Origin of the sequence: Microbacterium sp. TNHR37B, from assembly GCF_001620065.1 — a bacterium.
Taxonomy (GTDB): Bacteria; Actinomycetota; Actinomycetes; order Actinomycetales; family Microbacteriaceae; genus Microbacterium.
This window is the reverse complement of sequence record NZ_LQGV01000001.1, coordinates 820,927-843,232: the sequence shown is the minus strand read 5'-3', so window position 1 is coordinate 843,232 and position 22,306 is coordinate 820,927. Positions and strand designations below refer to the sequence as shown.

22 protein-coding genes are annotated in these 22,306 nt (G+C 68.2%); 18 read left to right on the top strand and 4 right to left on the bottom strand.

Going from position 1 to position 22,306, the window contains the following annotated elements; all coding sequences use genetic code 11:
* The first annotated feature begins 74 nt into the window (after positions 1–74).
* From AVP41_RS04150 to typA, 9 genes are all read left to right on the top strand, one after another.
* A complete protein-coding gene (locus AVP41_RS04150) occupies positions 75–1,004 on the top strand; it encodes an ABC transporter permease (RefSeq protein WP_067161119.1) in 930 nt (309 codons plus the stop codon).
* The gene (locus AVP41_RS04145) at positions 994–1,947 is read left to right on the top strand and encodes an ABC transporter permease (RefSeq protein WP_067161118.1); all 954 of its coding nucleotides are present in this window, start codon (positions 994–996) and stop codon (positions 1,945–1,947) included. The genes AVP41_RS04150 and AVP41_RS04145 overlap by 11 nt, the downstream gene beginning before the upstream one ends.
* A complete protein-coding gene (locus AVP41_RS04140; protein WP_067161116.1) occupies positions 1,944–3,680 on the top strand; it encodes a dipeptide ABC transporter ATP-binding protein in 1,737 nt (578 codons plus the stop codon). The genes AVP41_RS04145 and AVP41_RS04140 overlap by 4 nt, the downstream gene beginning before the upstream one ends.
* A complete protein-coding gene (locus AVP41_RS04135) occupies positions 3,677–4,222 on the top strand; it encodes a PH domain-containing protein (protein ID WP_067161114.1) in 546 nt (181 codons plus the stop codon). The genes AVP41_RS04140 and AVP41_RS04135 overlap by 4 nt, the downstream gene beginning before the upstream one ends.
* A 141-nt stretch (positions 4,223–4,363) precedes the next feature.
* On the top strand, positions 4,364–5,347 hold the full coding sequence (locus tag AVP41_RS04130) for an ABC transporter permease (protein WP_067161111.1): 984 nt from the start codon (positions 4,364–4,366) through the stop codon (positions 5,345–5,347).
* A 1-nt stretch (position 5,348) separates the two neighbouring features.
* A complete protein-coding gene (locus AVP41_RS04125; RefSeq protein WP_082829002.1) occupies positions 5,349–6,260 on the top strand; it encodes an ABC transporter permease in 912 nt (303 codons plus the stop codon).
* On the top strand, positions 6,253–8,334 hold the full coding sequence (locus tag AVP41_RS04120) for an ABC transporter ATP-binding protein (protein WP_231902657.1): 2,082 nt from the start codon (positions 6,253–6,255) through the stop codon (positions 8,332–8,334). Before AVP41_RS04125 ends, AVP41_RS04120 begins: the two co-directional genes overlap by 8 nt.
* A 56-nt stretch (positions 8,335–8,390) precedes the next feature.
* Positions 8,391–10,094 carry an ABC transporter family substrate-binding protein gene (locus AVP41_RS04115; RefSeq protein ID WP_067161105.1) on the top strand — a complete coding sequence of 568 codons (1,704 nt, stop codon included), beginning with the start codon at positions 8,391–8,393 and terminating at the stop codon, positions 10,092–10,094.
* A gap of 193 nt (positions 10,095–10,287) precedes the next feature.
* The gene (typA, locus tag AVP41_RS04110; protein WP_067161102.1) at positions 10,288–12,198 is read left to right on the top strand and encodes a translational GTPase TypA; all 1,911 of its coding nucleotides are present in this window, start codon (positions 10,288–10,290) and stop codon (positions 12,196–12,198) included.
* Positions 12,199–12,234: 36 nt separating this feature from the next.
* Here the strand turns inward: typA and AVP41_RS04105 are convergent, their stop codons facing one another.
* Together AVP41_RS04105 and AVP41_RS04100 are read right to left on the bottom strand one after the other, a co-directional pair.
* Complete coding sequence (locus tag AVP41_RS04105) at positions 12,235–12,579, bottom strand: DUF2200 domain-containing protein (protein ID WP_067161099.1); 345 nt, start codon at positions 12,577–12,579, stop codon at positions 12,235–12,237.
* A 15-nt stretch (positions 12,580–12,594) separates the two neighbouring features.
* Complete coding sequence (locus AVP41_RS04100) at positions 12,595–13,182, bottom strand: helix-turn-helix domain-containing protein (protein WP_067161096.1); 588 nt, start codon at positions 13,180–13,182, stop codon at positions 12,595–12,597.
* Positions 13,183–13,247: 65 nt separating this feature from the next.
* Here AVP41_RS04100 and AVP41_RS04095 point away from each other — a divergent pair, with 65 nt between their 5' ends.
* The 7 genes from AVP41_RS04095 to AVP41_RS04065 all read left to right on the top strand — a co-directional run bounded on the left by AVP41_RS04095 (position 13,248) and on the right by AVP41_RS04065 (position 18,085).
* Positions 13,248–13,979, top strand: coding sequence for an AzlC family ABC transporter permease (locus tag AVP41_RS04095; RefSeq protein WP_067162771.1), 732 nt, complete (start codon positions 13,248–13,250; stop codon positions 13,977–13,979).
* On the top strand, positions 13,976–14,290 hold the full coding sequence (locus AVP41_RS04090; protein ID WP_067161091.1) for a branched-chain amino acid transporter AzlD: 315 nt from the start codon (positions 13,976–13,978) through the stop codon (positions 14,288–14,290). Before AVP41_RS04095 ends, AVP41_RS04090 begins: the two co-directional genes overlap by 4 nt.
* 29 nt (positions 14,291–14,319) lie before the next feature.
* Positions 14,320–14,703, top strand: a complete 384-nt coding sequence (locus tag AVP41_RS04085; protein WP_067161089.1) for a DUF6113 family protein — start codon at positions 14,320–14,322, stop codon at positions 14,701–14,703.
* Between the two features lie 94 nt (positions 14,704–14,797).
* Complete coding sequence (gene fdxA, locus AVP41_RS04080) at positions 14,798–15,118, top strand: ferredoxin (protein ID WP_067161086.1); 321 nt, start codon at positions 14,798–14,800, stop codon at positions 15,116–15,118.
* Positions 15,118–16,221 (top strand): succinyldiaminopimelate transaminase, encoded by a 1,104-nt coding sequence (gene dapC, locus AVP41_RS04075; protein WP_067161083.1) that lies wholly within the window; start codon positions 15,118–15,120, stop codon positions 16,219–16,221. The genes fdxA and dapC overlap by 1 nt, the downstream gene beginning before the upstream one ends.
* A gap of 102 nt (positions 16,222–16,323) precedes the next feature.
* Entirely contained in the window at positions 16,324–17,619 is a 1,296-nt protein-coding gene (locus AVP41_RS04070) for a citrate synthase (RefSeq protein ID WP_067161080.1), read from the top strand.
* Between the two features lie 94 nt (positions 17,620–17,713).
* Positions 17,714–18,085 (top strand): SHOCT domain-containing protein, encoded by a 372-nt coding sequence (locus tag AVP41_RS04065; RefSeq protein WP_067161077.1) that lies wholly within the window; start codon positions 17,714–17,716, stop codon positions 18,083–18,085.
* A 2-nt stretch (positions 18,086–18,087) separates the two neighbouring features.
* Here the strand turns inward: AVP41_RS04065 and ppk2 are convergent, their stop codons facing one another.
* Entirely contained in the window at positions 18,088–18,900 is an 813-nt protein-coding gene (ppk2, locus tag AVP41_RS04060) for a polyphosphate kinase 2 (protein ID WP_231902656.1), read from the bottom strand.
* Positions 18,901–18,946: 46 nt separating this feature from the next.
* Entirely contained in the window at positions 18,947–19,891 is a 945-nt protein-coding gene (gene dapD / locus AVP41_RS04055) for a 2,3,4,5-tetrahydropyridine-2,6-dicarboxylate N-succinyltransferase (RefSeq protein WP_067161074.1), read from the bottom strand.
* Between the two features lie 89 nt (positions 19,892–19,980).
* On the opposite strand from dapD, the gene dapE reads away from it, so the two are divergent.
* A complete protein-coding gene (gene dapE, locus AVP41_RS04050) occupies positions 19,981–21,057 on the top strand; it encodes a succinyl-diaminopimelate desuccinylase (RefSeq protein WP_067161071.1) in 1,077 nt (358 codons plus the stop codon).
* On the top strand, positions 21,039–22,259 hold the full coding sequence (locus tag AVP41_RS04045) for a hypothetical protein (protein WP_067161069.1): 1,221 nt from the start codon (positions 21,039–21,041) through the stop codon (positions 22,257–22,259). Before dapE ends, AVP41_RS04045 begins: the two co-directional genes overlap by 19 nt.
* Positions 22,260–22,306: the final 47 nt, after the last annotated feature.

Genomic DNA, 22,306 nt, shown 5'->3' with positions numbered 1-22,306 from the left:
CCGGTTGCGTCATGAGAGGGCATATGCTCTTTGAGTCCCTGTCCGCCGAGAACCGCCGAGAGTAGGAATCGTCGATGCTGTGGTTCATCGGTCGACGGCTGTTGCAGCTGATCCCCGTCTTCTTCGGGGCGACCTTCCTCATTTACTTCATGGTGTTCTCCCTCCCCGGGGACCCCATCGCCGCACTGTTCGGCGATCGTCAGCCGTCTCAGGCCGCGATCGACGCCATCCGCGCGCAGTACAACCTCGACCAGCCCCTGCTCGTGCAGTACTTCCTGTACATCGGAGACCTTCTGCAGGGCAACTGGGGGACGACCTTCTCCGGCCAGCCCGTCGCCGACGTGATGGCGCGTGCGTTCCCGATCACCGCTCGCCTCGCCGTGCTGGCTCTGGCCATCGAGGCGGTGTTCGGGATCGTCATCGGGCTCATCGCGGGACTGCGCAAGGGCAAGATCTTCGACGCCAGCGTGCTCGTGATCAGCCTCCTGCTCATCTCGGTGCCGACGTTCGTCATCGGCTTCGTCCTGCAGCTCGTCGTCGGTGTGCAGCTGGGGTGGGCGCGTCCCACCGTGAGCCCCGCCGCCCCCTGGAACGAGCTGGTCCTCCCGGCCATCGTGCTGGCCTCGGTGTCGTTCGCCTACATCGTGCGCCTGACCCGGTCGAGCGTCGCCGAGAACCTCTCCGCCGACTACGTCCGCACCGCGACCGCGAAGGGCCTCAGCCGTCCGCGCGTCGTCACGGTCCACGTGCTCCGCAACTCCCTCGTGCCCGTCGTGACCTTCCTCGGCGTCGACCTCGGCGCGCTGATGGTCGGCGCGATCGTCACCGAGGGCATCTTCAACATCAACGGCGTCGGCGGAACGATCTACCGCGCGATCATCATCGGTGAGGGGCCGACGGTCGTCTCTTTCGTCGCGATCATGGTCGTCGTCATCATGATGGCGAACCTCCTGGTCGATCTCCTCTACGCCTGGCTCGACCCGAGGATCCGCTATGCCAAGTGATCACCGTCCCGCCCCGCAGAAGCACGTCGTCGCGCCGCTCGACGAGACGCCCATCGCTCCGATCGATGCCGTCGACGTCGACTCGAAGCCCCGCACCGTCTGGCGGGACGCTTGGGAGCTGATGCGGCGTCGTCCGCTCTTCTGGGTGTCGTCCGTCCTGATCGTCCTGATCCTTCTCGTCGCGATCTTCCCCGGCTTCTTCGCGCCGTTCCCGCCCAGCTCGCAGTGCTTCCTCGCCAACGGCGACGGCGGCCCGCAGCCCGGCCACCCGTTCGGGTTCACGCGGCAGGGATGCGACGTCTACTCGCGCGTCGTGCACGGCGCGCAGGCGTCGGTCCTCGTGGGCGTGCTCGCGACCCTCATCGTCACGATCTTCGGCGGAGTCGTGGGCGCGATCGCCGGGTACTACGGCGGCTGGCTCGACGCCATCCTCTCCCGCATCGGTGACGTGTTCTTCGCCATCCCGACGATCCTCGGCGCGATCGTGCTGATGTCGGTGTTCCCCGATCGCAACGCGCTTCTTGTCGCTGTCGTGATCGCGGTGTTCGCCTGGCCGCAGATCGCCAGGGTCATGCGGGGCGCGGTCCTCAGCGCCAAGCAGTCCGACTATGTCATCGCCTCGATCGCCGTCGGTGTCTCGCGCTTCCGCATCCTCGTGCGCCACGTGCTCCCCAACGCGGTCGCACCCGCGATCGCAGTCGCGACGGTCTCGCTCGGCACCTACATCGTCGCCGAGGCCACCCTGTCGTTCCTGGGTCTCGGCTTCCCGCCGAGCGTCATGTCGTGGGGCAACGACATCGGGCAGGCCCGTGTCTCGATCCTCACCAACCCGATGACGATGATCTACCCCGCCGCGGCGCTCTCTCTGACGGTGCTGGCCTTCCTCATGCTGGGTGATGTCGTCCGGGATGCCCTCGATCCGAAGGAGCGTGCGCGCCGATGAGCGAAACCCACGCGAGCGCCTCGAGCGCGTCGCCGCTGCTCGAGATCCGTGACCTGCACGTCAGCTTCACGACGAAGTCGGGCGTGGTTCCGGCCGTCCGAGGCGTCGACCTCACGATCTATCCGCGCCAATCGGTGGCGATCGTCGGGGAGTCGGGATCGGGGAAGTCGACCACGGCACAAGCGATCATTCGTCTTCTTCCCGGCTCGGGAGAGGTGACGCAGGGGTCGATCATGTTCGGCGGCCGTGATCTGGCCACTCTCTCGCCGCGCGAACTGCGGCACGTGCGAGGATCTCAGATCGGCTATGTGCCGCAGGACCCGATGTCGAACCTCAACCCGGTCCTCACGGTCGGCTACCAGGTGGAAGAAGCGGTCCGCAACAATGGTTCGGTGCGAGGGCGTCGTGCCGTCAAGGACCGCGCGATCGAGGTGCTCAACGAGGCCGGGCTCCCCAACGCCTCCGAGCGGATGCGGCAGTACCCGCACCAGTTCTCGGGAGGAATGCGCCAGCGCGCCCTCATCGGCATCGGTCTCGCTGCACGCCCGCAGCTGCTGATCGCCGACGAGCCGACCTCGGCGCTCGACGTCACGGTGCAGCGGCAGATCCTCGACCACTTGGGGGAGCTCACGGAGGAGTTCGGCACGACCGTCCTCTTCATCACGCACGACCTGGGCCTTGCCGCCGAGCGCGCCGAGCACCTGGTCGTGATGTACCGGGGCCGCGTGGTCGAGTCGGGCCCGTCCCAGGAGATCCTCGCGGCGCCGCAGCACCCCTACACGCAGCGACTCGTCTCTGCCGCCCCGAGCCTCGCCTCGCGCCGGATCCAGGCCGTCCGTCACCACGACGAGGTCGACGTCTTCGGTGCCGGCGAGGAGTTCCTCGAGCGCGCGCAGGTCCGCGAAGCCGAAGCGGAGTCCGCCGCGACGACCGGGCCCCAGAACCTCATCGAGGTCGTGAGTGCCCGCAAGGTGTACAAGGTCCGCACCGGCGGTCTGCGCACGAAGGACGTCGTCGCCGTCGACGACGTGAGCTTCTCGGTTGCCAAGGGCACGACGACCGCGGTGGTGGGCGAGTCCGGATCGGGGAAGTCGACGCTCGCGCGGATGATCCTGCAGCTCGAGCAGCCCACGAGCGGCTCGATCCTCTTCGACGGCAAGAAGCAGGAGCGTCTCGGCAAGCGAGAGATGCTCGCCTTCCGCCGCCGCGTGCAGCCGGTGTTCCAGGACCCGTACGGCACGCTGGACCCGCAGTACAACGTGGGGGACACGATCTCCGAGCCCCTGCGCGTGCACGGAGTCGGTGACCGCGCGAGTCAGCGCGCCCGGGTGCGGGAGCTACTCGATCAGGTGGCACTCCCCGCCGCCGCTCGCGACCGCTACCCCAGCGAACTGTCGGGAGGTCAGCGGCAACGCGTCGCGATCGCTCGCGCCCTCGCCCTCAAGCCCGAGGTCCTCGTGCTCGACGAGGCTGTCTCGGCGCTCGACGTTCTCGTGCAGGGGCAGATCCTGACACTCCTGACCGAGTTGCAGTCCGAGCTCGACCTCACCTACCTGTTCATCACGCACGACCTCGCGGTGGTGCGTCTGGTGGCCGACAACGTCTGCGTCATGCGGGCCGGTCGCCTGGTGGAGTCGGCGACGACCGACGAGGTGTTCGACAAGTCGCAGGACCCCTACACGCGGGAACTGCTCGCGGCCATCCCGGGCGCGGGCTTCGAGTTCGCCCAGTGACCGATCGACCCGGGGCGCGCTCGTCGCGTCCGACGGTGCTGCGCGCGACCTCGTCGCTCGTGGCGTTCTGGGCGGTCGTCGGACTGGTGGTCCTTCTCATGGGTGACGCGGCGCTGCGCGGCAGCTCCGAGTTCCTCCTCCGCTGGTCCGCCGTCGTGGCTCTCGTCGTCTGGGGATTCTGGGTGCTGCTCTACCACTCGAGCATCCGGATCGAACCGGATCATGTCGTGGTCGTCAACCTGCTGCGCGTGCACCGCATCCCGTGGCGGCAGGTGCGAGCGATCGTCGAGAAACCCCAGATCAGGATCGAACTCGCCGATGGTTCGCGGCGGGACTGCTGGGGCGCGCCGTTCGCCGCCCGGCCCGGACTGCGGGGACGCGAGACCGGGCCGAGCCAAGCCGTGCAGCTCCTGGAGGCGGCGAAGGAATCCGCCCCGGAATCCGATGCGGTCGCCTGGTCCGGCTGGGACGTTCGGGCGGTGACCGTCGGGTGCATTCTGCTCGCCCTGGCCCTCCTCGCGCTGATAATTGTGCGTCCGTGATGTAAAGATCATGAAACGACATGTTCAACACAGGGGTCCATTCCGTTCGACCTTTGTTACCGTTGACGAGGCTGCGGGGCAGCGAGCGCGAGGCAAGCGCTCGGTCGAATCCCCTCGCCGTGAGAAAGGACCCGACTCCGCGTGACGCTTTACCTCCTTCGTCGGGTCATCAACTACCTCATCCTGACGCTCGTGGCGACTTCCCTCGCCTACATGCTCGCCAGCATCGGCTTGAACCCTGCGCGACAGTTCCAGCTGCGCAACCCTCCGGTGCCGAAGGAGACGGTCGACTCCATCCTCGATCGCCTCGGCGTCAACCGTGAGGTCCCGCTCATCGTCCGCCTCGGACGCTGGCTCTGGAATCTCTTCACGCAGGGCTCCCTCGGTCTCACCGTCGGCAATCAGCCCGTCATCGACCAGATCTGGGTGCGCGCCGGCGTGAGCCTGCAGCTCCTGCTGATCGGCTCTCTCATCGGCGCGATCCTCGGCGTCATCCTCGGTGTCTGGGGAGCGGTGCGCCAGTACCGCCTGAGCGACCGCGTGGTGACGATCGTGTCCTACCTCGTCTTCGCCACGCCGACCGTCGTCATGGCGATCCTGCTGATGATCGTGGCGACGAACTTCAACCAGCTCGTCGGCGCGCAAGTCATCCGATTCAGCGGTCAGTACTCCCCGGGCATACCCGACGAGTTCTGGCCACAACTGGGAGACCGCCTCTCCCACTTGCTCCTGCCGACGCTCGTCCTGATCCTCGCCGCCGCTGCGTCGTACAGCCGCTATCAGCGCAACGCGATGCTCGACGTCCTCGGTGCGGACTACATCCGCACGGCGCGCTCCAAGGGGCGCACCCGCGGGTCGGCGCTGGTGCGTCACGGCGTCCGCGTCGCTCTCATCCCGATGTCCACCTTCTTCGCGTACAGCTTCGGGACCCTCGTCGCCGGCTCCACGATGCTCGAAGTCATCTTCAGCTGGCACGGCATGGGGGAGTGGGCCATTCAGGCCGTGCGCCAGGAGGACATCAACGCCCTCGCCGGTTCCACCATGTTCGTCGCGGTACTGATCCTGTGCTCGTCGACGCTGTCCGAAGTGCTGTACGCAGCCCTGGACCCGAGAGTGAGGCGCTGACGTGTCGTTCTCCCCCCAACAGGTCGAGCAGAGCCAGGAGCTCATCGAGGTCCGGCGCCCGCTCTCCCGCGCCCGCGTGGTGTGGCGCCGACTGCGCTCGTCCAAGCAGTTCTGGATCGGCGGCGTGGTCCTCACCGCGATCGTCCTCTGGGCGATCTTCGGGCCCATGCTGTGGCCGATCAGCCACACCGAGCGCGACTACTTCGCCCTCAACCAGGCGCCGAGCCTGGCGCACCCGTTCGGCACCGACACGCTGGGGTACGACATCTTCGCCCGAGTGATGGCAGGTCTTCGCATCTCACTCATCGTGGGGTTCGTCGCGGGCCTGCTCGCCACGGCGATCGCGGCGATCGTGGGATCGATCGCCGGTTACTTGGGCGGCTGGGCCGACAAGGTCATCGCCTGGTTCATCGACCTCCTGCTGGTGCTGCCGTCGTTCTTCATCCTCGTGCTGCTGTGGCCGTTCTTCCGCAGCGCCAGCTGGATCGTCATGACGTTCTTCCTCGCGCTGTTCGGCTGGATGATCATGGGACAGGTCATCCGCTCGCAGACGCGGTCGCTCCGCGAGCGCGAGTTCGTCAAGGCGGCCCGCTACATGGGCTTCGGATCGTGGTCGGTCGTCACGCGGCACATCGTCCCCAACGTGGCTTCGCTGCTGATCATCGATGCCGCGCTCGGTGTGGGCGCGATGATCCTCGCCGAGACGAGTCTCAGCTACTTCGGCTTCGGCGTTCCGGCGCCTGACGTGTCGCTCGGTGTGCTCATCGCCGACGGCAACACGGCGGCGGCGACCCGTCCCTGGCTGTTCGCCTTCCCCGCCAGCGTCCTCGTCCTGCTGCTGCTGAGCCTGAGCCTGCTCGGCGACGCCCTCCGCGACGCCATCGATCCGACCTCGGGAGTCAACCGTGGCTGAAAACCTCAACACTCCTCTCCTGGAGGTCAAGAACCTCACCGTGACCTTCCCGCAGCGCAACGGATCCCCCGTCCGCGCCGTGCGCGACGTGAGCTACACGATTCACGAGGGCGAGTTCCTCGGCATCGTCGGTGAGTCCGGTTCGGGCAAGTCGGTCTCGTCGCTGGCCATCATGGGGCTTCTTCCCGACACCGCCCAGATCGAGGGCGAGATCCTCTTCCGGGGCAAGAATCTGCTCGATCTCGATGACCGGCGGTTCTCGAAGATCCGCGGTTCCGAGCTCGCCATCATCTTCCAGGATCCGCTCTCCGCGCTCACACCGGTGTACACGGTGGGCGACCAGATCGCGGAGGGACTGCGGCTGCACGATCGGCACCTGAGCGCTCAGGCAGCGCAGAAGCGGGCCATCGAACTGCTGAAGATCGTCGGGATCCCCGACCCCGAACGCCGCGTCCGGGCCTTCCCTCACGAGTTCTCCGGTGGAATGCGCCAGCGCGCGATGATCGCCATCGCGATCGCGAACAATCCGCGACTCATCATCGCCGACGAGCCGACCACGGCGCTCGATGTCACGATCCAGGCGCAGATCATGGAGGTGCTCGAGGAGGCCAAGCGTCTCACGGGCGCCGCAGTGTCGCTGATCACGCACGACCTCGGCGTCGTCGCGGGTCACGCCGACCGCGTGGGCGTCATGTATGCGGGGAAGCTCGTCGAGATCGCCGACGTCGACACCCTCTTCAGCCAGCCCGCGATGCCCTACACGGTCGGTCTTCTGCGCTCCGTGCCCAACATCCGCACCGCCGGGACCGAACGCCTCGTGCCGCTGGAGGGTCGTCCGCCGCAGTTGTCCGCTCTGCCGAAGGGATGCCCGTTCGCCGACCGCTGCCCCGCCGCGATCGCGGTGTGCCGCGAGGTCGAGCCGGAGCTCGTCCACCCCACGGGTGTCGAAGGGCACCAGGCCGCGTGCCACCGCGCCGGTGAGATCGCGGCGGGTACACTGCCCCGCGCCGAGATCTTCCCGCGTCCGCCGGCGCTGCCGGAGACGGTCAAGGCCGAGACGAGCGATGAGCCCATCGTCGAGGTGGACGACCTCGTGAAGCACTTCCCGCTCACGCGGGGAGGAGTCTTCCGGCGGCAGGTCGGAACGGTCCGCGCCGTCGACGGTGTGTCCTTCGACCTCAAGCCGGGGCGAGTCCTGGCGCTCGTCGGCGAGTCCGGATGCGGGAAGACCACGACGATCCTGGAGCTCATGGAACTGGTGGCACCGCAGAGCGGCAACATCCGCTTCGAGGGACGCGAAGTGGGAAGCCTCACCGCATCGAGTCGTCGCGCGCTGCGCAAGGACATCCAGATCGTCTTCCAGGACCCGGCAGCGGCGGTCGACCCGCGACTTCCCGTCAGCGAAGTGATCGCAGAACCGCTCCTTGCGCACAAGGTCCCCCCGCGTGAGCGTGAGGCGCGAGTGATGGAGCTCCTGAACCTCGTGGGCCTGGACCCCGCGATGGCCGACCGCTATCCGCACGAGTTCTCGGGCGGTCAGCGACAGCGGATCGGCATCGCACGCGCGCTCGCGACCAACCCGAAGGTGCTGGTCCTCGACGAACCGGTCTCCGCTCTGGACGTCTCCATCCAGGCCGGCATCATCAACCTCCTGCAGGATCTGCGCGATCGACTGGGACTGTCGATGATCTTCGTCGCGCACGACCTCGCCGTCGTGCGTCAGCTCGCCGACGACGTGGCGGTCATGTATCTCGGTCGTGTGATCGAGGCCGGGCCGATCGCGGAGGTCTTCATGAACCCCCGGCACCCCTACACGCAGGCCCTCATGTCGGCGGCGCCGATCCCGGACCCCCGGATCGAGCGCACCCGCGAGCGGGTCCTGCTCGATGGGGACCTGCCCAGCCCCGCCGTCCAGATCGACGGCTGCCGCTTCCGCACACGATGCCCGCTCTACAAGATCCTGGACGAGGCGTCGCAGCAGAAGTGTCGTACCGAGTACCCCGCTTTCGACGTGCGCGGGGATGTCGAGATAGCCTGCCACCACGTCGACAAGAACACCCTCGTCGCGGTCTGACGAGGATTCAGAGACTTCCGTCGCGTGCGACGGGACACCAGAGAGGAAAAACGCACATGAACCGCAAGACAGCAGTTGCGGCCCTCGCCGTGCTCAGTGCCGGAGCGCTCTTGCTCTCGGCCTGCGCCGGTGGAGGGACGCCGACCAACACGTCTCCTGCGCCGTCCGAGCAGCCCACGTTGGCGACCGTCGCCTACGAGCAGGTGCCGGGTTCGGACGTCAAGCAGGGCGGCACGCTCAACCTGTCGATCCTGAGCACGCCGACCGACGAGGGCAACTGGAACCCCAACCATGCCAAGGCCGCGAACGTCGAGGTGCAGAACCTCCTCGCTCCGACGCTCGGCAACCTGGGCATGGTGACCGAGGACGGCAAGGTCGTCGCGAACCCGAACTACGCCACCTCGGTCGAGCTCACCAGCGAGTCGCCGCAGGTCGTCACGGTCAAGCTGAACGACAAGGCGGTCTGGGAAGACGGCTCGCCGATCACGGCCGACGACTGGAAGGCCACGCTCGACTCCGCCGGCAACACCGACGACGGCTACGAGGTCATCCCGTCCTCCGTCTTCGCGCAGATCGACAAGGTCGAGGTCGTCAGTGACGCCGAGTTCACGGTGAGCTTCAAGGCGACCTTCGCCGACTGGGCCAACCTCATGCTCGTCCCCGTCATCCCGGCTGCGATCGCCAATGACAAGGACGCCTTCAACACCGGCTACACCAACAAGCCGATCCCCACGGCGGGCCCGTACAAGGTCGACAAGGTCGACAACGACGCCGCCATCTACACGATGGTCCCCAACCCCAACTGGTGGGGCGAGGACAAGCCCAAGCTCGACTCGATCACCTGGAAGCGCATCGCTCAGGAGGCCCTGCCGCAGTCGTTCGCGAACGACGAGATCGACTACCTCGAGATCCAGACGCCGGACGCTCTGGCCACGGCCGAGTCGAAGGCGGGCGCGGTCATCCAGCGCTCGGGCGGTCTGACCTGGTCGCACCTCACGTTCAACGGCAAGTCGGCTCCGTTCGACGACGCCAACGTGCGCAAGGCCGTCGCCTCGGCGATCGACCGCGAGCTCATCGCGCAGGTGGCCAACACCCCGCTCGGCGCCCCGGCGGCCACGCTCGGTGACTGGATCTTCATGCCCGGCCAGGACGGCTACATCGACGCGTTCGGTGAGAAGTACCAGCGCAGCGAGGAGAAGGTCAAGGAGTACCTCGAGGCCTCGGGTTACACCAAGAACGGTCAGAACTGGGAGAAGGACGGTCAGAAGCTGACGTTCGCGATCATCGTTCCCGCCGGTACGCAGTCGAACATCAACCGTGCACTGGGCATCCAGGACGCGCTGAAGGAGTTCGGCATCGAGGTCACGATCGACGAGTCGCCCTCCGAGGACTACTTCGTCAACATCTCCGAGGGCAAGTACCAGGCCGCCACGTTCGGCTGGCAGGGCACCCCGTTCCCGATCTCGTCGTCCGAGACGATCTACTACCCGGAGCAGGAGTTCGGCGACCAGAACGGTCAGAACTACTCCTTCTTCACGGATGACCGTCTGAAGCCGCTGTTCGACAAGGCGAACGCCGAGCTCGACCCGGCCGCGCGCATCAAGATCGCGAACGAGATCAGCGGCGTGATCGCTGACTACCTGCCGAGCATCCCGATCTACCCCTACCCGGAGGTCGCTGCGACCGACGAGGGGCTGGTCAACTTCGGCAAGGCGACGTTCAAGTCGACCGACTGGTCGATCGTGGGCTACAAGGGCTGATCCCCTTCGCACCCGAACGGGGCGGGATTCTTCGGAATCCCGCCCCGTTCCGCGTCCCGTCGACGACCGCGATCCGCGGAACGCGCGGCCCAGGGCGCCGCACAGGGTATCCTGGAACGTCGGCCGCGCGCGGATCTGCTGCGCGGGCTCTCCGACATCGACCTCATCGACACCCTCCGCAAGGACCACCTCCATGGCGCATGCCCTCCGTCCGGATCTCCGAAACGTCGCGATCGTCGCACACGTCGACCACGGCAAGACGACGCTCGTCGATGCGATGCTGCGCCAGACCGGCTCCTTCGGCGAGCACGCGCACGTCGAGGAGCGGGCGATGGACTCGAACGACCTGGAGCGTGAGAAGGGGATCACGATCCTCGCCAAGAACACCGCGATCACCTACAACGGCGCACACACCGACGTGCCCGTCACGATCAACGTGATCGACACGCCGGGCCACGCCGATTTCGGCGGCGAGGTCGAGCGCGGACTGTCGATGGTCGACGGCGTCGTCCTCCTCGTCGACGCCAGCGAAGGACCGCTGCCGCAGACGCGCTTCGTGCTCCGCAAGGCGCTGGAGGCCAAGCTCCCCGTCATCCTCCTCGTCAACAAGACCGACCGGCCCGACGCGCGGATCGCCGAGGTCGAGGAGGAGGCGCACGACCTGCTGCTGGGGCTGGCCTCCGACCTCGTCGACGACGTTCCTGACCTCGATGTCGACGCCCTCCTGGACGTGCCGATCGTCTACGCCTCCGGTCGCGCCGGTGCCGCGTCGCGCAATCGGCCCGAGAACGGGTCGCTGCCCGACAACGACGATCTCGAGCCGTTGTTCGAGGCGATCCTCGCTCACGTTCCGGCGCCCTCCTACGACGACGAGGCGCCGCTGCAGGCGTGGGTGACGAACCTCGACTCCTCGCCCTTCCTCGGACGTCTCGCGCTCCTGCGCGTCTTCAACGGCACGCTCAAGAAGGGGCAGACGGTCGCGTGGGTGCGTCATGACGGGTCGCACACCACCGCACGGATCACCGAGCTGCTGAAGACCCGCGCGCTCGAGCGCTACCCCGCCGAGTCGGCCGGTCCCGGCGACATCGTCGCCATCGCCGGCATCGAGGAGATCACCATCGGCGAGACGATCGCCGACCCCGAGGATGTCCGACCGCTTCCTGCGATCACGGTCGACGACCCGGCCATCTCGATGACGATCGGTACCAACACCTCACCGCTCGTCGGCAAGGTCAAGGGCCACAAGCTCACCGCTCGGATGGTGAAGGACCGTCTCGATCGCGAGCTGATCGGAAACGTGTCGCTCAAGGTCGTCGACATCGGACGGCCGGATGCGTGGGAGGTGCAGGGGCGCGGCGAGCTCGCGCTGGCGATCCTCGTCGAGAACATGCGACGCGAGGGCTTCGAGCTCACGGTCGGCAAGCCCCAGGTGGTCACCAAGAAGATCGACGGCAAGACCTACGAGCCTTTCGAGCACCTGACGATCGATGCCCCGGAGGAGTACCTGGGCGCGATCACCCAGCTCCTGGCGACACGCAAGGGCCGCATGGAGACGATGACGAACCACGGCACCGGCTGGGTGCGCATGGAGTTCGTCGTTCCTTCTCGGGGACTCATCGGGTTCCGCACCGAGTTCCTGACCACCACGCGCGGCACCGGCATCGCCAACGCGATCTCGCACGGCTACGAGCCGTGGGCCGGTCACATCTCCACCCGTCAGAACGGTTCCATCGTCGCCGACCGCTCCGGCGTCGTCACCCCCTTCGCGATCATCGCTCTGCAGGAGCGCATGTCGTTCTTCGTCCAGCCGACCGAAGAGGTCTATGAGGGTATGGTCATCGGCGAGAACTCGCGCGCCGACGACATGGACGTGAACATCACGAAGGAGAAGAAGCTGACGAACATGCGCTCGTCGACCGCCGACTCCTTCGAGTCGATGACCCCGCCGCGAACGCTGTCGCTGGAGGAGTCGTTGGAGTTCGCGCGAGACGACGAATGCGTCGAGGTGACTCCGGAGAAGGTGCGCATCCGCAAGGTCGTCCTCGACGCGACCGAGCGCGGTCGCGCCGCTGCGCGGCTCAAGCGCCAGGACGCGAACGCCTGATCCCGCGGCGGCACCCGGTGTCGCCGCAGCCGCCGGTCAGCGTCGGATGACCCGGTCGACGGCCTTGCCGCGGGCCAGTTCGTCGACGACCTTGTCCATCAGGCGGATGTTGCGCAGGAGCGGGTCGTCGATCTCCTCGACGCGGACCCCGCACACGACGCCGGTGATCGACGCGATCGCTGCCGGCGGGTTCGCGTCGTCGAAGAGGGCGCGAAACGTCGACTGCTCGTCGATGTGCCGGTGGAGTTGCTCATCGTCGAACCCGGTGAGCCAGCGGATCACGTCATCCAGTTCGGCGCGGGTGCGTCCCTTCCGCTCGACCTTGGCGACGTAGAGCGGATACACCGACGCGAAGGTCAGCCGTTCGATACGACTGTTCATGAGGGCAGTCTGCCGTCAGCGCACTTCGGACACCAGTACCGCGGTGGTGTCCGGCTCCCACGCCTCGAAGACGTGCGCGGCGTCACCGCGATACCGCATGTAGTCCCCCGGATGGAGCACCACGGGTTCGCCGGCCGGACCCACCGACGCGCGTCCGCTGATCAGGACGACGTGCTCCGTGGTCCCCGACGGGTGGGGGAGCGAGCGGCGGGGTTCGCCCGGCTGCGCCCGCAGGATGTAGAGGTCGCTGCGGGCATGCGGAGCGCCGGCGGCGAGGAGGAAGGCCTCGTAGGGGGCGTCGCTCGCGCGGACACCCGGCCGGTCCGCAGCCCGCACCACATGGGTCTCCGCCGCCGGGGCGTCCACGAAGACGGAGAACGGCACATCCAGCGCCGTGGCGATCGCCCAGAGGGTTTCGACGCTGGGGTTGCCCGCGCCGGATTCCAGCTGGGACACGGTGGCCTTGGCCACACCCGCCTGACGCGCGAGCCCCGCCACACCGAGCCCCGCGCGCTCCCGTTCCCGCCGGAGGGCGCGAGCGATCCGCGTGCCGAGGGTGTCCGCCTTATCCGGCTGGACGCCGTCCGCTGCACTCGTGTTCATCTGTTCATTATGACGAACGATCGGCTGATTTGACGAACAATCCCCGACCGAGCATCATGCTGACCATGCCTACCTCGCCACCGGACGACTCCGACGTGCGCCGCGCGCGACGGGAGGCCGCCGGAGTCGCGATCGCGACGAGCGCGTACGGCGTGTCGTTCGGAGCGCTGTCGGTCGCGTCGGGACTCGACCTCTGGCAGACCTGCGTCCTCAGTCTTCTGATGTTCACGGGGGGATCGCAGTTCGCCTTCGTCGGTGTCATCTCCGCCGGAGGCCTCGCCGCCGCGCCGGCCGCGATCGCCTCGGCCGGCCTCCTCGGCGCACGCAACATCGCCTACGGACTGCGGATGTCGCCGGTGATCGGGCCGGGCGCCGTGCGGCGCACCGCCGCCGCGCACCTGACGATCGACGAGTCCACCGCCGTCGCCCTGGCACAGCCGACGCCGCGCGCCCGCCTGGTCGGATTCTGGGTGACGGGCCTCGGGATCTGGGTCGGGTGGAATCTGTCGACCCTCGCGGGGGCCCTTCTGGGCGATGTCCTCGGAGACCCGCGGGCCTATGGACTGGATGCCGCCGCCGCGGCGGCGTTCCTCGCGCTCCTGTGGCCCCGGCTGCGGCGACGTCAGGCCGTCGCCGTGGGCGTCGCCGCGGCGGTCGTGGCCACCGCGCTCACGCCCATCGTGATGCCGGGCCTCCCAGTGCTCGTGGCGGCGGGAGTCGCTGTCGTCGTCGGCTGGTTCAACTGGTTTGGCAACGGCCGCGGCGACGAGGTCCTGGCGCGGGGGAGAGCCTCATGACGATGTGGACAGCCGTCCTCGTGGCGGCGATCCTGTGCGTGGCGCTGAAGGGCGTCGGGTACCTCGTCCCGCCGCGGTGGTTCGATGCGCCCGCGCCCTCCCGGATCACCGACCTTCTCACCGTCGCGCTGCTGTCGGCGCTCGTGGTCGTGCAGGCCCTCGGCCTCGGACAGAGCATCGTGGTCGATGCGCGGGTCCCGGCGCTCCTGGTGGCTGGAGGGCTGCTCGCGATGCGCGCTCCCTTCCTGGTCGTCGTGGTGGCGGCCGCCGCTGTGGCGGCGGGTCTGCGTGCCCTGGGCTGGGCGGCCTGATCATCTGCGCCGGCGCCTAGACTGACCGGGTGAGCACGCGTCTGTCCCGCTGGGGGTCCTGGATCGTCGCCCTCGTCGTCGGCATCGTCTTCGGCGTTGCCGGGACCATCGGGCAGGGCTCGACATGGGCCGGCGTGCCGATCGGCCTTGTCGTCGCCCTCATCGGCACGACCGCCATCCTCCTCGGCGTGCGCCTGCTCACCGGCGACCGGTGGGCCGCGCTGGCGACCGGGTTGGGGGCGATGATCGCGACCCTCGTCTTCTCGGGCCGGGGCCCGGGGGGATCGGTGGTGGTTCCGGCGCCGGCCGAGGGCGCTGTGTCCACCGGGATCATCTGGACGATCGGGGTGCCGATCGTCGTCGCCCTGGTCGTCGCGTGGCCGTCGCGCCCCGCCCTGCGCCCGCGCGACTGACCTCCTTCTGCACTGCCCATCGAGAGCGAGCGGACAGTGGAAGCGAACCCGTGGCATGGGCCGACCCGCGATGCCGACGAACTAGACTTGAGGCGTGACGTATGTGATCGCCCTGCCCTGCGTGGATGTGAAGGACCGTGCGTGCATCGACGAGTGTCCCGTCGACTGCATCTACGAGGGTGAGCGTTCCCTGTACATCCACCCCGACGAGTGCGTGGATTGCGGAGCATGCGAGCCGGTGTGCCCGGTCGAGGCGATCTACTACGAGGACGATCTGCCCGAGGAGTGGCAGGACTACTACACCGCCAACGTCGAGTTCTTCGAGGACATCGGGTCGCCCGGCGGCGCGGCCAAGGTGGGCGTGATCGCCAAGGATCATCCCGTGATCTCCGCACTTCCGCCCCAGTCGCACTGATGGGTGTCGCCGACCTCGACGAGTATCCGTGGGATGCGGTCGCCCCGTTCGCCGCGCGCGCCCGCTCGCACCCGGACGGCATCGTCGACCTGTCCATCGGCTCGCCTGTCGACCCCACGCCGGAACTGGTCGCCCGCGCGCTGCGGGACGCCACCGACGCCCACGCCTACCCGCAGACCACCGGCACCCCGGCGCTGCGCGAGGCGATCGTCGACTGGTACGCCCGGCGCCGGGGCGTGACGGGGCTGCCCCCGTCGCACGTGCTCCCCACCGTCGGGTCGAAGGAACTCGTGGCGCTGCTGCCGCTCCTGCTCGGCCTCGGGCCGGGCGACTCCGTCGTGCATCCCCGTGCCGCCTACCCGACCTACGCCGTCGGCGCGAAGCTGGTGGGCGCGCGTCCGGTCGCTTCCGACGACCCGAGTGAGTGGCCCGAGGGGACGAGGCTCGTCTGGATCAACTCGCCCGGCAACCCCGACGGGCGCGTCCTCGGCGTCGAGGAGCTCCGCGCCGCGGTCGCGCGTGCGCGCGAGCTCGGAGCCGTGCTCGCCTCGGACGAGTGCTACGCGGAGCTGGGGTGGGAGGGCCCGTGGGCCAGCCAGCGGGTGCCCAGCGTGCTCGATCCGGCGGTCACGGGCGGCGCCCTGGCCGGTCTGCTGTCGGTCTACTCCCTCAGCAAGCAGTCGAATCTCGCCGGATACCGTGCCGCGTTCCTCGCCGGCGACGAGGCGCTGGTCTCGCGCCTGCTCACCGCGCGCAAGCACCTCGGCCTCATGCTTCCCGCGCCCGTGCAGGCCGCAATGACGGCCGCCGTGACCGACGACGTGCATGTCGCTCGGCAGAAGGAGTTGTACCGAGCGCGACGGAACGCGCTGAAGCCCGCCCTGGAGGCGGCCGGGTTCCGGATCGATCACAGCGAGGGGGGCCTCTACCTCTGGGCGACAGCGGGCGAGGACGCCTGGGAGTCGCTCGGCGCCCTCGCCGATCGGGGCATTCTCGCCGGCCCCGGTCACTTCTACGGAACCCATTTCCCGCAGCACGTGCGCTTCTCCCTCACCGCGAGCGACGAGCGGATCGAGACCGCGGCGCGGCGACTGCGCGCTTAGAGGAATCCTCTCGCGATCGCGCCGTTCCTTTGGTGACGATCTGAGTAGGCCGCAGAGCCCAGTAGGCTGTAAGGACGCCCAGTTCGACCGCAAGGAGGCTTCGTGAGCGAGTCGGGAACCCCCCAGCAGGCCACCGTCACCATCGGTGACCGCACCGCCGAACTCCCCGTCTTGGTGGGAACCGAGGGCACTCCCGCCGTCGACTTCTCGACGTTCACGAGACAGACCGGCCACACGGCACTGGACTATGGGTTCGTCAACACGGCGGCCACCAAGTCGGCGATCACCTTGATCGACGGCGACGAGGGGATCCTTCGCTACCGCGGCTATCCGATCGAGCAGCTCGCGCAGAACAGCACGTACCTCGAGGTGGCGTGGCTCCTCCTCTACGGCGATCTCCCCACCGCCGACCAGCTCGCCGAGTGGGACGAGAAGATCCGTCGGCACACGCTGCTTCACGAGGACCTCAAGCGGTTCTTCTCCGCGCTCCCGCACACCGCTCACCCCATGTCGATGCTCTCTGCGGCCACGGCTGCGCTCTCGACCTACTATGAGGGCCAGTCCGACCCGAACGATCCCGACCACGTCGAGCTCAACACCATCCGGCTCCTCGCGAAGCTCCCGGTCATCGCCGCCTACGCGCACAAGAAGAGCATCGGTCAGGCGTTCCTGTACCCGGACAACTCGTTGAGCTTCGTCGACAACTTCCTCAAGCTGAACTTCGGTGTCCTCGCCGAGATCTACGAGGTCAACCCGGTCACCTCTCGCGCGCTGGAGCGTCTGCTGATCCTGCACGAGGACCACGAGCAGAACGCCTCCACCTCGACGGTGCGGCTGGTGGGGTCGACGGGCGCGAACCAGTTCTCCTCCGTGTCGGCCGGCATCAATGCGCTGTACGGGCCTCTCCACGGCGGTGCGAACGAGGCCGTGCTCGACATGCTGGCGCGCATTCGCGACTCGGGGGAGACCGTGCAGCGCTTCGTCGAACGGGTCAAGAACAAGGAGGACGGGGTGAAGCTCATGGGCTTCGGGCACCGCGTCTACAAGAACTACGACCCGCGCGCGAAGCTCGTCAAGGAGTCGGCCGACGAGGTGCTCGCCGAGCTCGGCGTGCACGATCCGCTGCTGGATCTGGCGAAGGAGCTCGAGGAGATCGCGCTCAACGACGATTACTTCAAGGAACGTCGCCTCTACCCGAACGTGGACTTCTACACGGGTGTCATCTACAAGGCGATGGGATTTCCCACCCGGATGTTCACCGTCCTGTTCGCGATCGGCCGGTTGCCGGGCTGGCTGGCCCACTGGCGCGAGATGCAGTTGGACCCGCAGACCAAGATCGGCCGTCCGCAGCAGCTGTACACAGGCTCCGCTGCGAGGAACTACCCCGGCATCGGCTGACGTACCAGCAGCCAGGTGTCAACGGCCGCGATCGGTCACGCCCAGCTCCACGACGCACGTCTCGGTGACCGCGGCAGCGCGGTATGGTGAGCGCATGGGCCCGGACGATCTCCCCGATGTCGACGTCATCGACCCGGGTATGGGCGATCCCGTGGCCGGTCTCGCTGGCGGGATGGCGGGGCTCATGGGCCTCTTCGCCGTCATCGCCGTCGGTGTCATCGTGTTCGGCGTCTTCGTCGCGGTGCGGAAGTACCGCATCCTCACGGACGCGGGAATCGACCCGCTCGCCGTGGACGCGGAGATCGCGGCGAAGGTGATCAAGAGCGGTGCGTTGGCGCCGTCAGCGCCGGCCGCGCCGATCACGACCCTGGAGGAGCGATTGCGGGAGCTCGACGACCTCCGCGCGCGCGGCGTCATCACCGAGGCTGAGCACCGCGACGCCCGCGCGGCCGCGCTCCGCGGCTGAGCTCAGTTCGACGAGGCTCGCGCGATGACCTCGGCCGCATAGTCGGGCACGTAGTTCTGGAGCTCGCGCGGCGGACGCTCGTAGCCTCCTGGCGCGGGGCGCTCCGGGATCTCGATCCGGTCGCGCTCCACCTGCTGGTAGGGGATCTGCGAGAGCAGGTGGTGGATCATGTTGAGCCGGCCGCGGCGCTTGTCCTCGTTGTCGACCTCGTGCCACGGGGACTCGGGGATGTCGGTGTGCACGAACATCGTGTCCTTCGCGCGCGAATAGTCCTCCCACTTGGTGATCGACAGGACGTCGTTGGGGGACAGCTTCCAGCGGCGCATCGGGTCGTCGTTGCGGGAACGGAACCGCGCCTCCTGCTCGACGTCAGACACGCTGAACCAGTACTTCAGGAGCAGGATCCCGTCTTCGACCAGCATGCGCTCGAAGATCGGCGTCTGGTGGAGGAAGCGGTGATATTCCGCGTTGGTGCAGTACCCCATGACGTGCTCCACCCCGGCACGGTTGTACCAGGACCGATCCATCAAGACGATCTCACCCGCGGCGGGCAGGTGAGCGATGTAGCGCTGGAAGTACCACTGCGACTTCTCCCGCTCGGTGGGCGTCGGCAGGGCGACCACCCGGGTGACCCGGGGGTTGAGGTACTGGGAGACGCGGCTGATCGTCGAGCCCTTGCCTGCCGCGTCCCGGCCCTCGAAGATCACGACGATGCGGGCGCCCGTCGCCTGCACCCACGCCTGCATGTCGACCAGCTGCGCCTGCAGCGCCTTGAGCTCGCGTTCGTAGACCTTCTTCGGCACCCGTGTCGTCATGGCACGAGCCTAGGCTGTCCTGTCGCACCGCGTGAGCTCGGGGCGGTCAGGCGTGGAGCGCCTCGTTGAGGGTGACGCCCACGCCCGCGCGCTGCACGGCCTCGATGGCTCCGGTGACCGAGTTGCGGCGGAAGAGGAGGCCGTTTTGTCCCGAGAGCTCGGCCCCCTTGACGGTGGGTCTGCTGCCGTCGGCACGCGGCGGCTCACCGGCGAGGGTGATCTTCGAGCCCGCGGTCACGTAGAGTCCGGCTTCGACGACGCAGTCGTCTCCCAGCGAGATGCCGATCCCGGCGTTGGCGCCGAGCAGGGTTCGCGCTCCGATGGACACGCGATGGCTCCCGCCACCGGAGAGGGTTCCCATGATCGACGCGCCTCCGCCGATGTCGCTGCCGTCACCCACGATGACGCCTTGTGAGATTCGGCCCTCCACCATCGAGCTGCCGAGGGTGCCGGCGTTGAAGTTGACGAAGCCCTCGTGCATCACGGTGGTCCCCGGCGCGAGGTGGGCGCCCAGGCGCACGCGCGAGGCGTCGGCGATGCGGACGCCGGCCGGCACCACGTAGTCGGTCAGGCGCGGGAACTTGTCGAGACCCTGCAGCTGGATCCCCGCTCGCACGAAGCCCGGGCGCAGACGGGTGACGTCGTCGGGATGCACCGGTCCGGCGTTCGTCCACGCGACGTTCGGGAGATGCCCGAAGATGCCGGTGAGGTCGAGGTCGTTGGGGGCCACGAGCAGATGCGACAGAGCGTGAAGGCGGAGGTAGGCGTCGGAGGTCCCGGCCGGGGGCGCATCGAGATCGATCTCGACGACGACGACCTCGATCGTCACTCCACGACGCTCGTCTGCTCCGGCGCCACCGGCCACCACGTCGAGGTCGGGGTTCTCCGGCGCCCGACCGCGCGCGGGCGACGGGAACCAGGTGTCCAGCACCGTTCCGTCTCCGCTCTTCGTGGCAAGACCGGCACCCCACACCCAACGCGCGTCACTCATCGTTCCAGCGTATCGGCAGCGAGCCGAGGGCCCCGTCGTCTGCGGCAGCGCCAAGGCCGTACCCGAGGGCACTCACTAGACTCGTCGTCATGCCCACGCTCGATCTGACCGCCTCATCGGTGGAGCTCACCCGCGCCCTCTGCGACATCCCGAGCGTGTCCGACGACGAGACCGCGCTGGCGGATGCGATCTACGCGGCGGTGTCGGCCTATCCGCATCTCGACGTGGAGCGCGACGGTGACACCATCATCGCCCGCACGTCGCTCGGGCGCCCGCAGCGGGTGGCGATCGCCGGTCACATCGACACCGTCCCGATCAACGACAACCTCCCCACGAGAGAAGTCGACGAGGACGGCCAGGCCTACCTCTGGGGCCGGGGCACGGTCGACATGAAGGGGGGAGTGGCGGTGCAGCTCAAGCTCGCCGCCGAACTGAACGACCCCCGCGTCGACCTCACCTGGATCTGGTACGACCACGAAGAGGTGGACTCCGCCCGCAACGCTCTGACCCGTCTCGTCGCGAGCCGGCCCGAGGTGTTCCAGGCGGACTTCGCCATCCTCGGGGAGCCCTCCAACGGCCAGGTCGAGGGAGGGTGCAACGGCACACTCCGCGCCGTCGTCCGCACGCACGGGGTGAGGGCGCACAGTGCGCGGTCCTGGATCGGAGAGAACGCGATCCACAAGGCCGCTCCGATCCTGACCCGCCTCGCGGAGTATCGTCCCCGCAGCATCGACGTCGACGGGCTGGTCTACCGCGAAGGGCTCAACGCGGTCGCGATCCGCGGAGGCGTCGCGGGAAACGTCATCCCCGATCTCTGCGCGGTCGAGGTCAACTACCGATTCGCTCCGAAGCGTTCCGGCGAGGAGGCCGCCGCTCACGTGCGGGAGGTCTTCGCAGGGTTCGACGTGGAGATCGTCGACGTCGCCCCCGGGGCCCGTCCCGGTCTCGATGCGCCGCTGGCCCAGGAGTTCCTCGCCGCCGTCGGCGCCGAGCCGCGGCCCAAGTACGGGTGGACCGACGTCGCGCGGTTCTCCGAGCTCGGCGTGCCCGCCGTGAACTTCGGACCGGGCGACCCGCACCTTGCCCATCACGACAACGAGCGCGTCCCGGTGGCGCAGATCCTGGCCGTCGAAGAGGGCCTTCGGGCGTGGCTGGCGGCGCGCTGAGCGCGCTCGCGTGGGGACGGCTGCGCGCTGCGCCCGCGGCTGCCCGAATCGCGCTCGTCTACCTCGCCGCGCGGCTGATCACCACTGCGTTTCTGCTGCTCGCGGCGGAGATCTCCGGACCCGGCTCCCGCTTCGGCGAGCAGGCCACGCTCGGCTCGTTCGTCATGGGGTGGGACGCGGAGTGGTACGGCTTCATCGCCGCCCAGGGCTACCCGAGCGATCTGCCGCGCGACGACAGCGGGAACGTGGCCACCAACCAGTGGGCGTTCATGCCGCTGTTCCCCCTGATCGCTCGGATCGTGGGTGCTCCCTTCGGGAACTACGGAGCGGGGGCCCTCATCGTCGCCCTCGTCGCGGGCTATCTCGCAGCGCTGGTCCTCCACGCGATCCTTCGGGAACGCATCGGTGAGGGCGCTGCGATGTGGTCTGTCGTGTTCTTCGTCAGCGGCCCCCTCGCCGCCCTCTTCCACGTCGGATACGCCGAGTCGCTTTTTCTGCTGTGGCTGTTCTGTGCATTGTGGTGCGTCCAACGGCGCCGGTTCGGATGGCTCTATCTGCTCATTCCGCTCATGGGATACACGCGTCCCGGAGTCCTCGCCTTCTCGCTCTTCCTGGCGCTTTTCGGCATCTGGCGATGGTGGCAACGGCGCACCGAGCCGCTGGGCGTGGGGGAGATCATCCACATCGTGGCGCTCGGCCTCTGGGCCGCAGTCATCGGCTTCTCCTGGCAGTGGATCGTGGGGGCGGTGACCGGCGACCCCGCCGGCTACCTCGAGACCGAGCTGAGCTGGCGGCGCGCGTGGACGGGTGAGTCGGGCGGGTTCGTCCCGTTCGACGGGTTCGTCCGGGCTGCGGGAATCTGGTTCCCGCTGTGGGGACTGCCCGCGGAGTGGGGCTATGTCGCCCTCGGACTCGGCGTGGTGGCCGTGGCGGGCATGCTGCTGTTCGTGCCGCACGTGAGGAGGCTCGGCATGGAGGTGCGCTTGTGGTCGGCGAGTTACGTCGTCTATCTCCTGGCCGTGTTCTTCCCGCAGTCGAGCGTCTTTCGGCTCCTCCTGCCGATGTCGCCGCTGCTGGGTGCCCTCGCGATTCCCCGGTCGCGGGTGTGGCGGGCGGGTGTGCTCGGTGTCTGTCTCTGCGGCCAGTGGTGGTGGATCTACAACATGTATGCCGTCGCGTCCACGTATTACCAGATTCCGTGAACGCGGCGGAGCCGCAATGGGCGTCTCGATGACGGCCCGAACCGAGG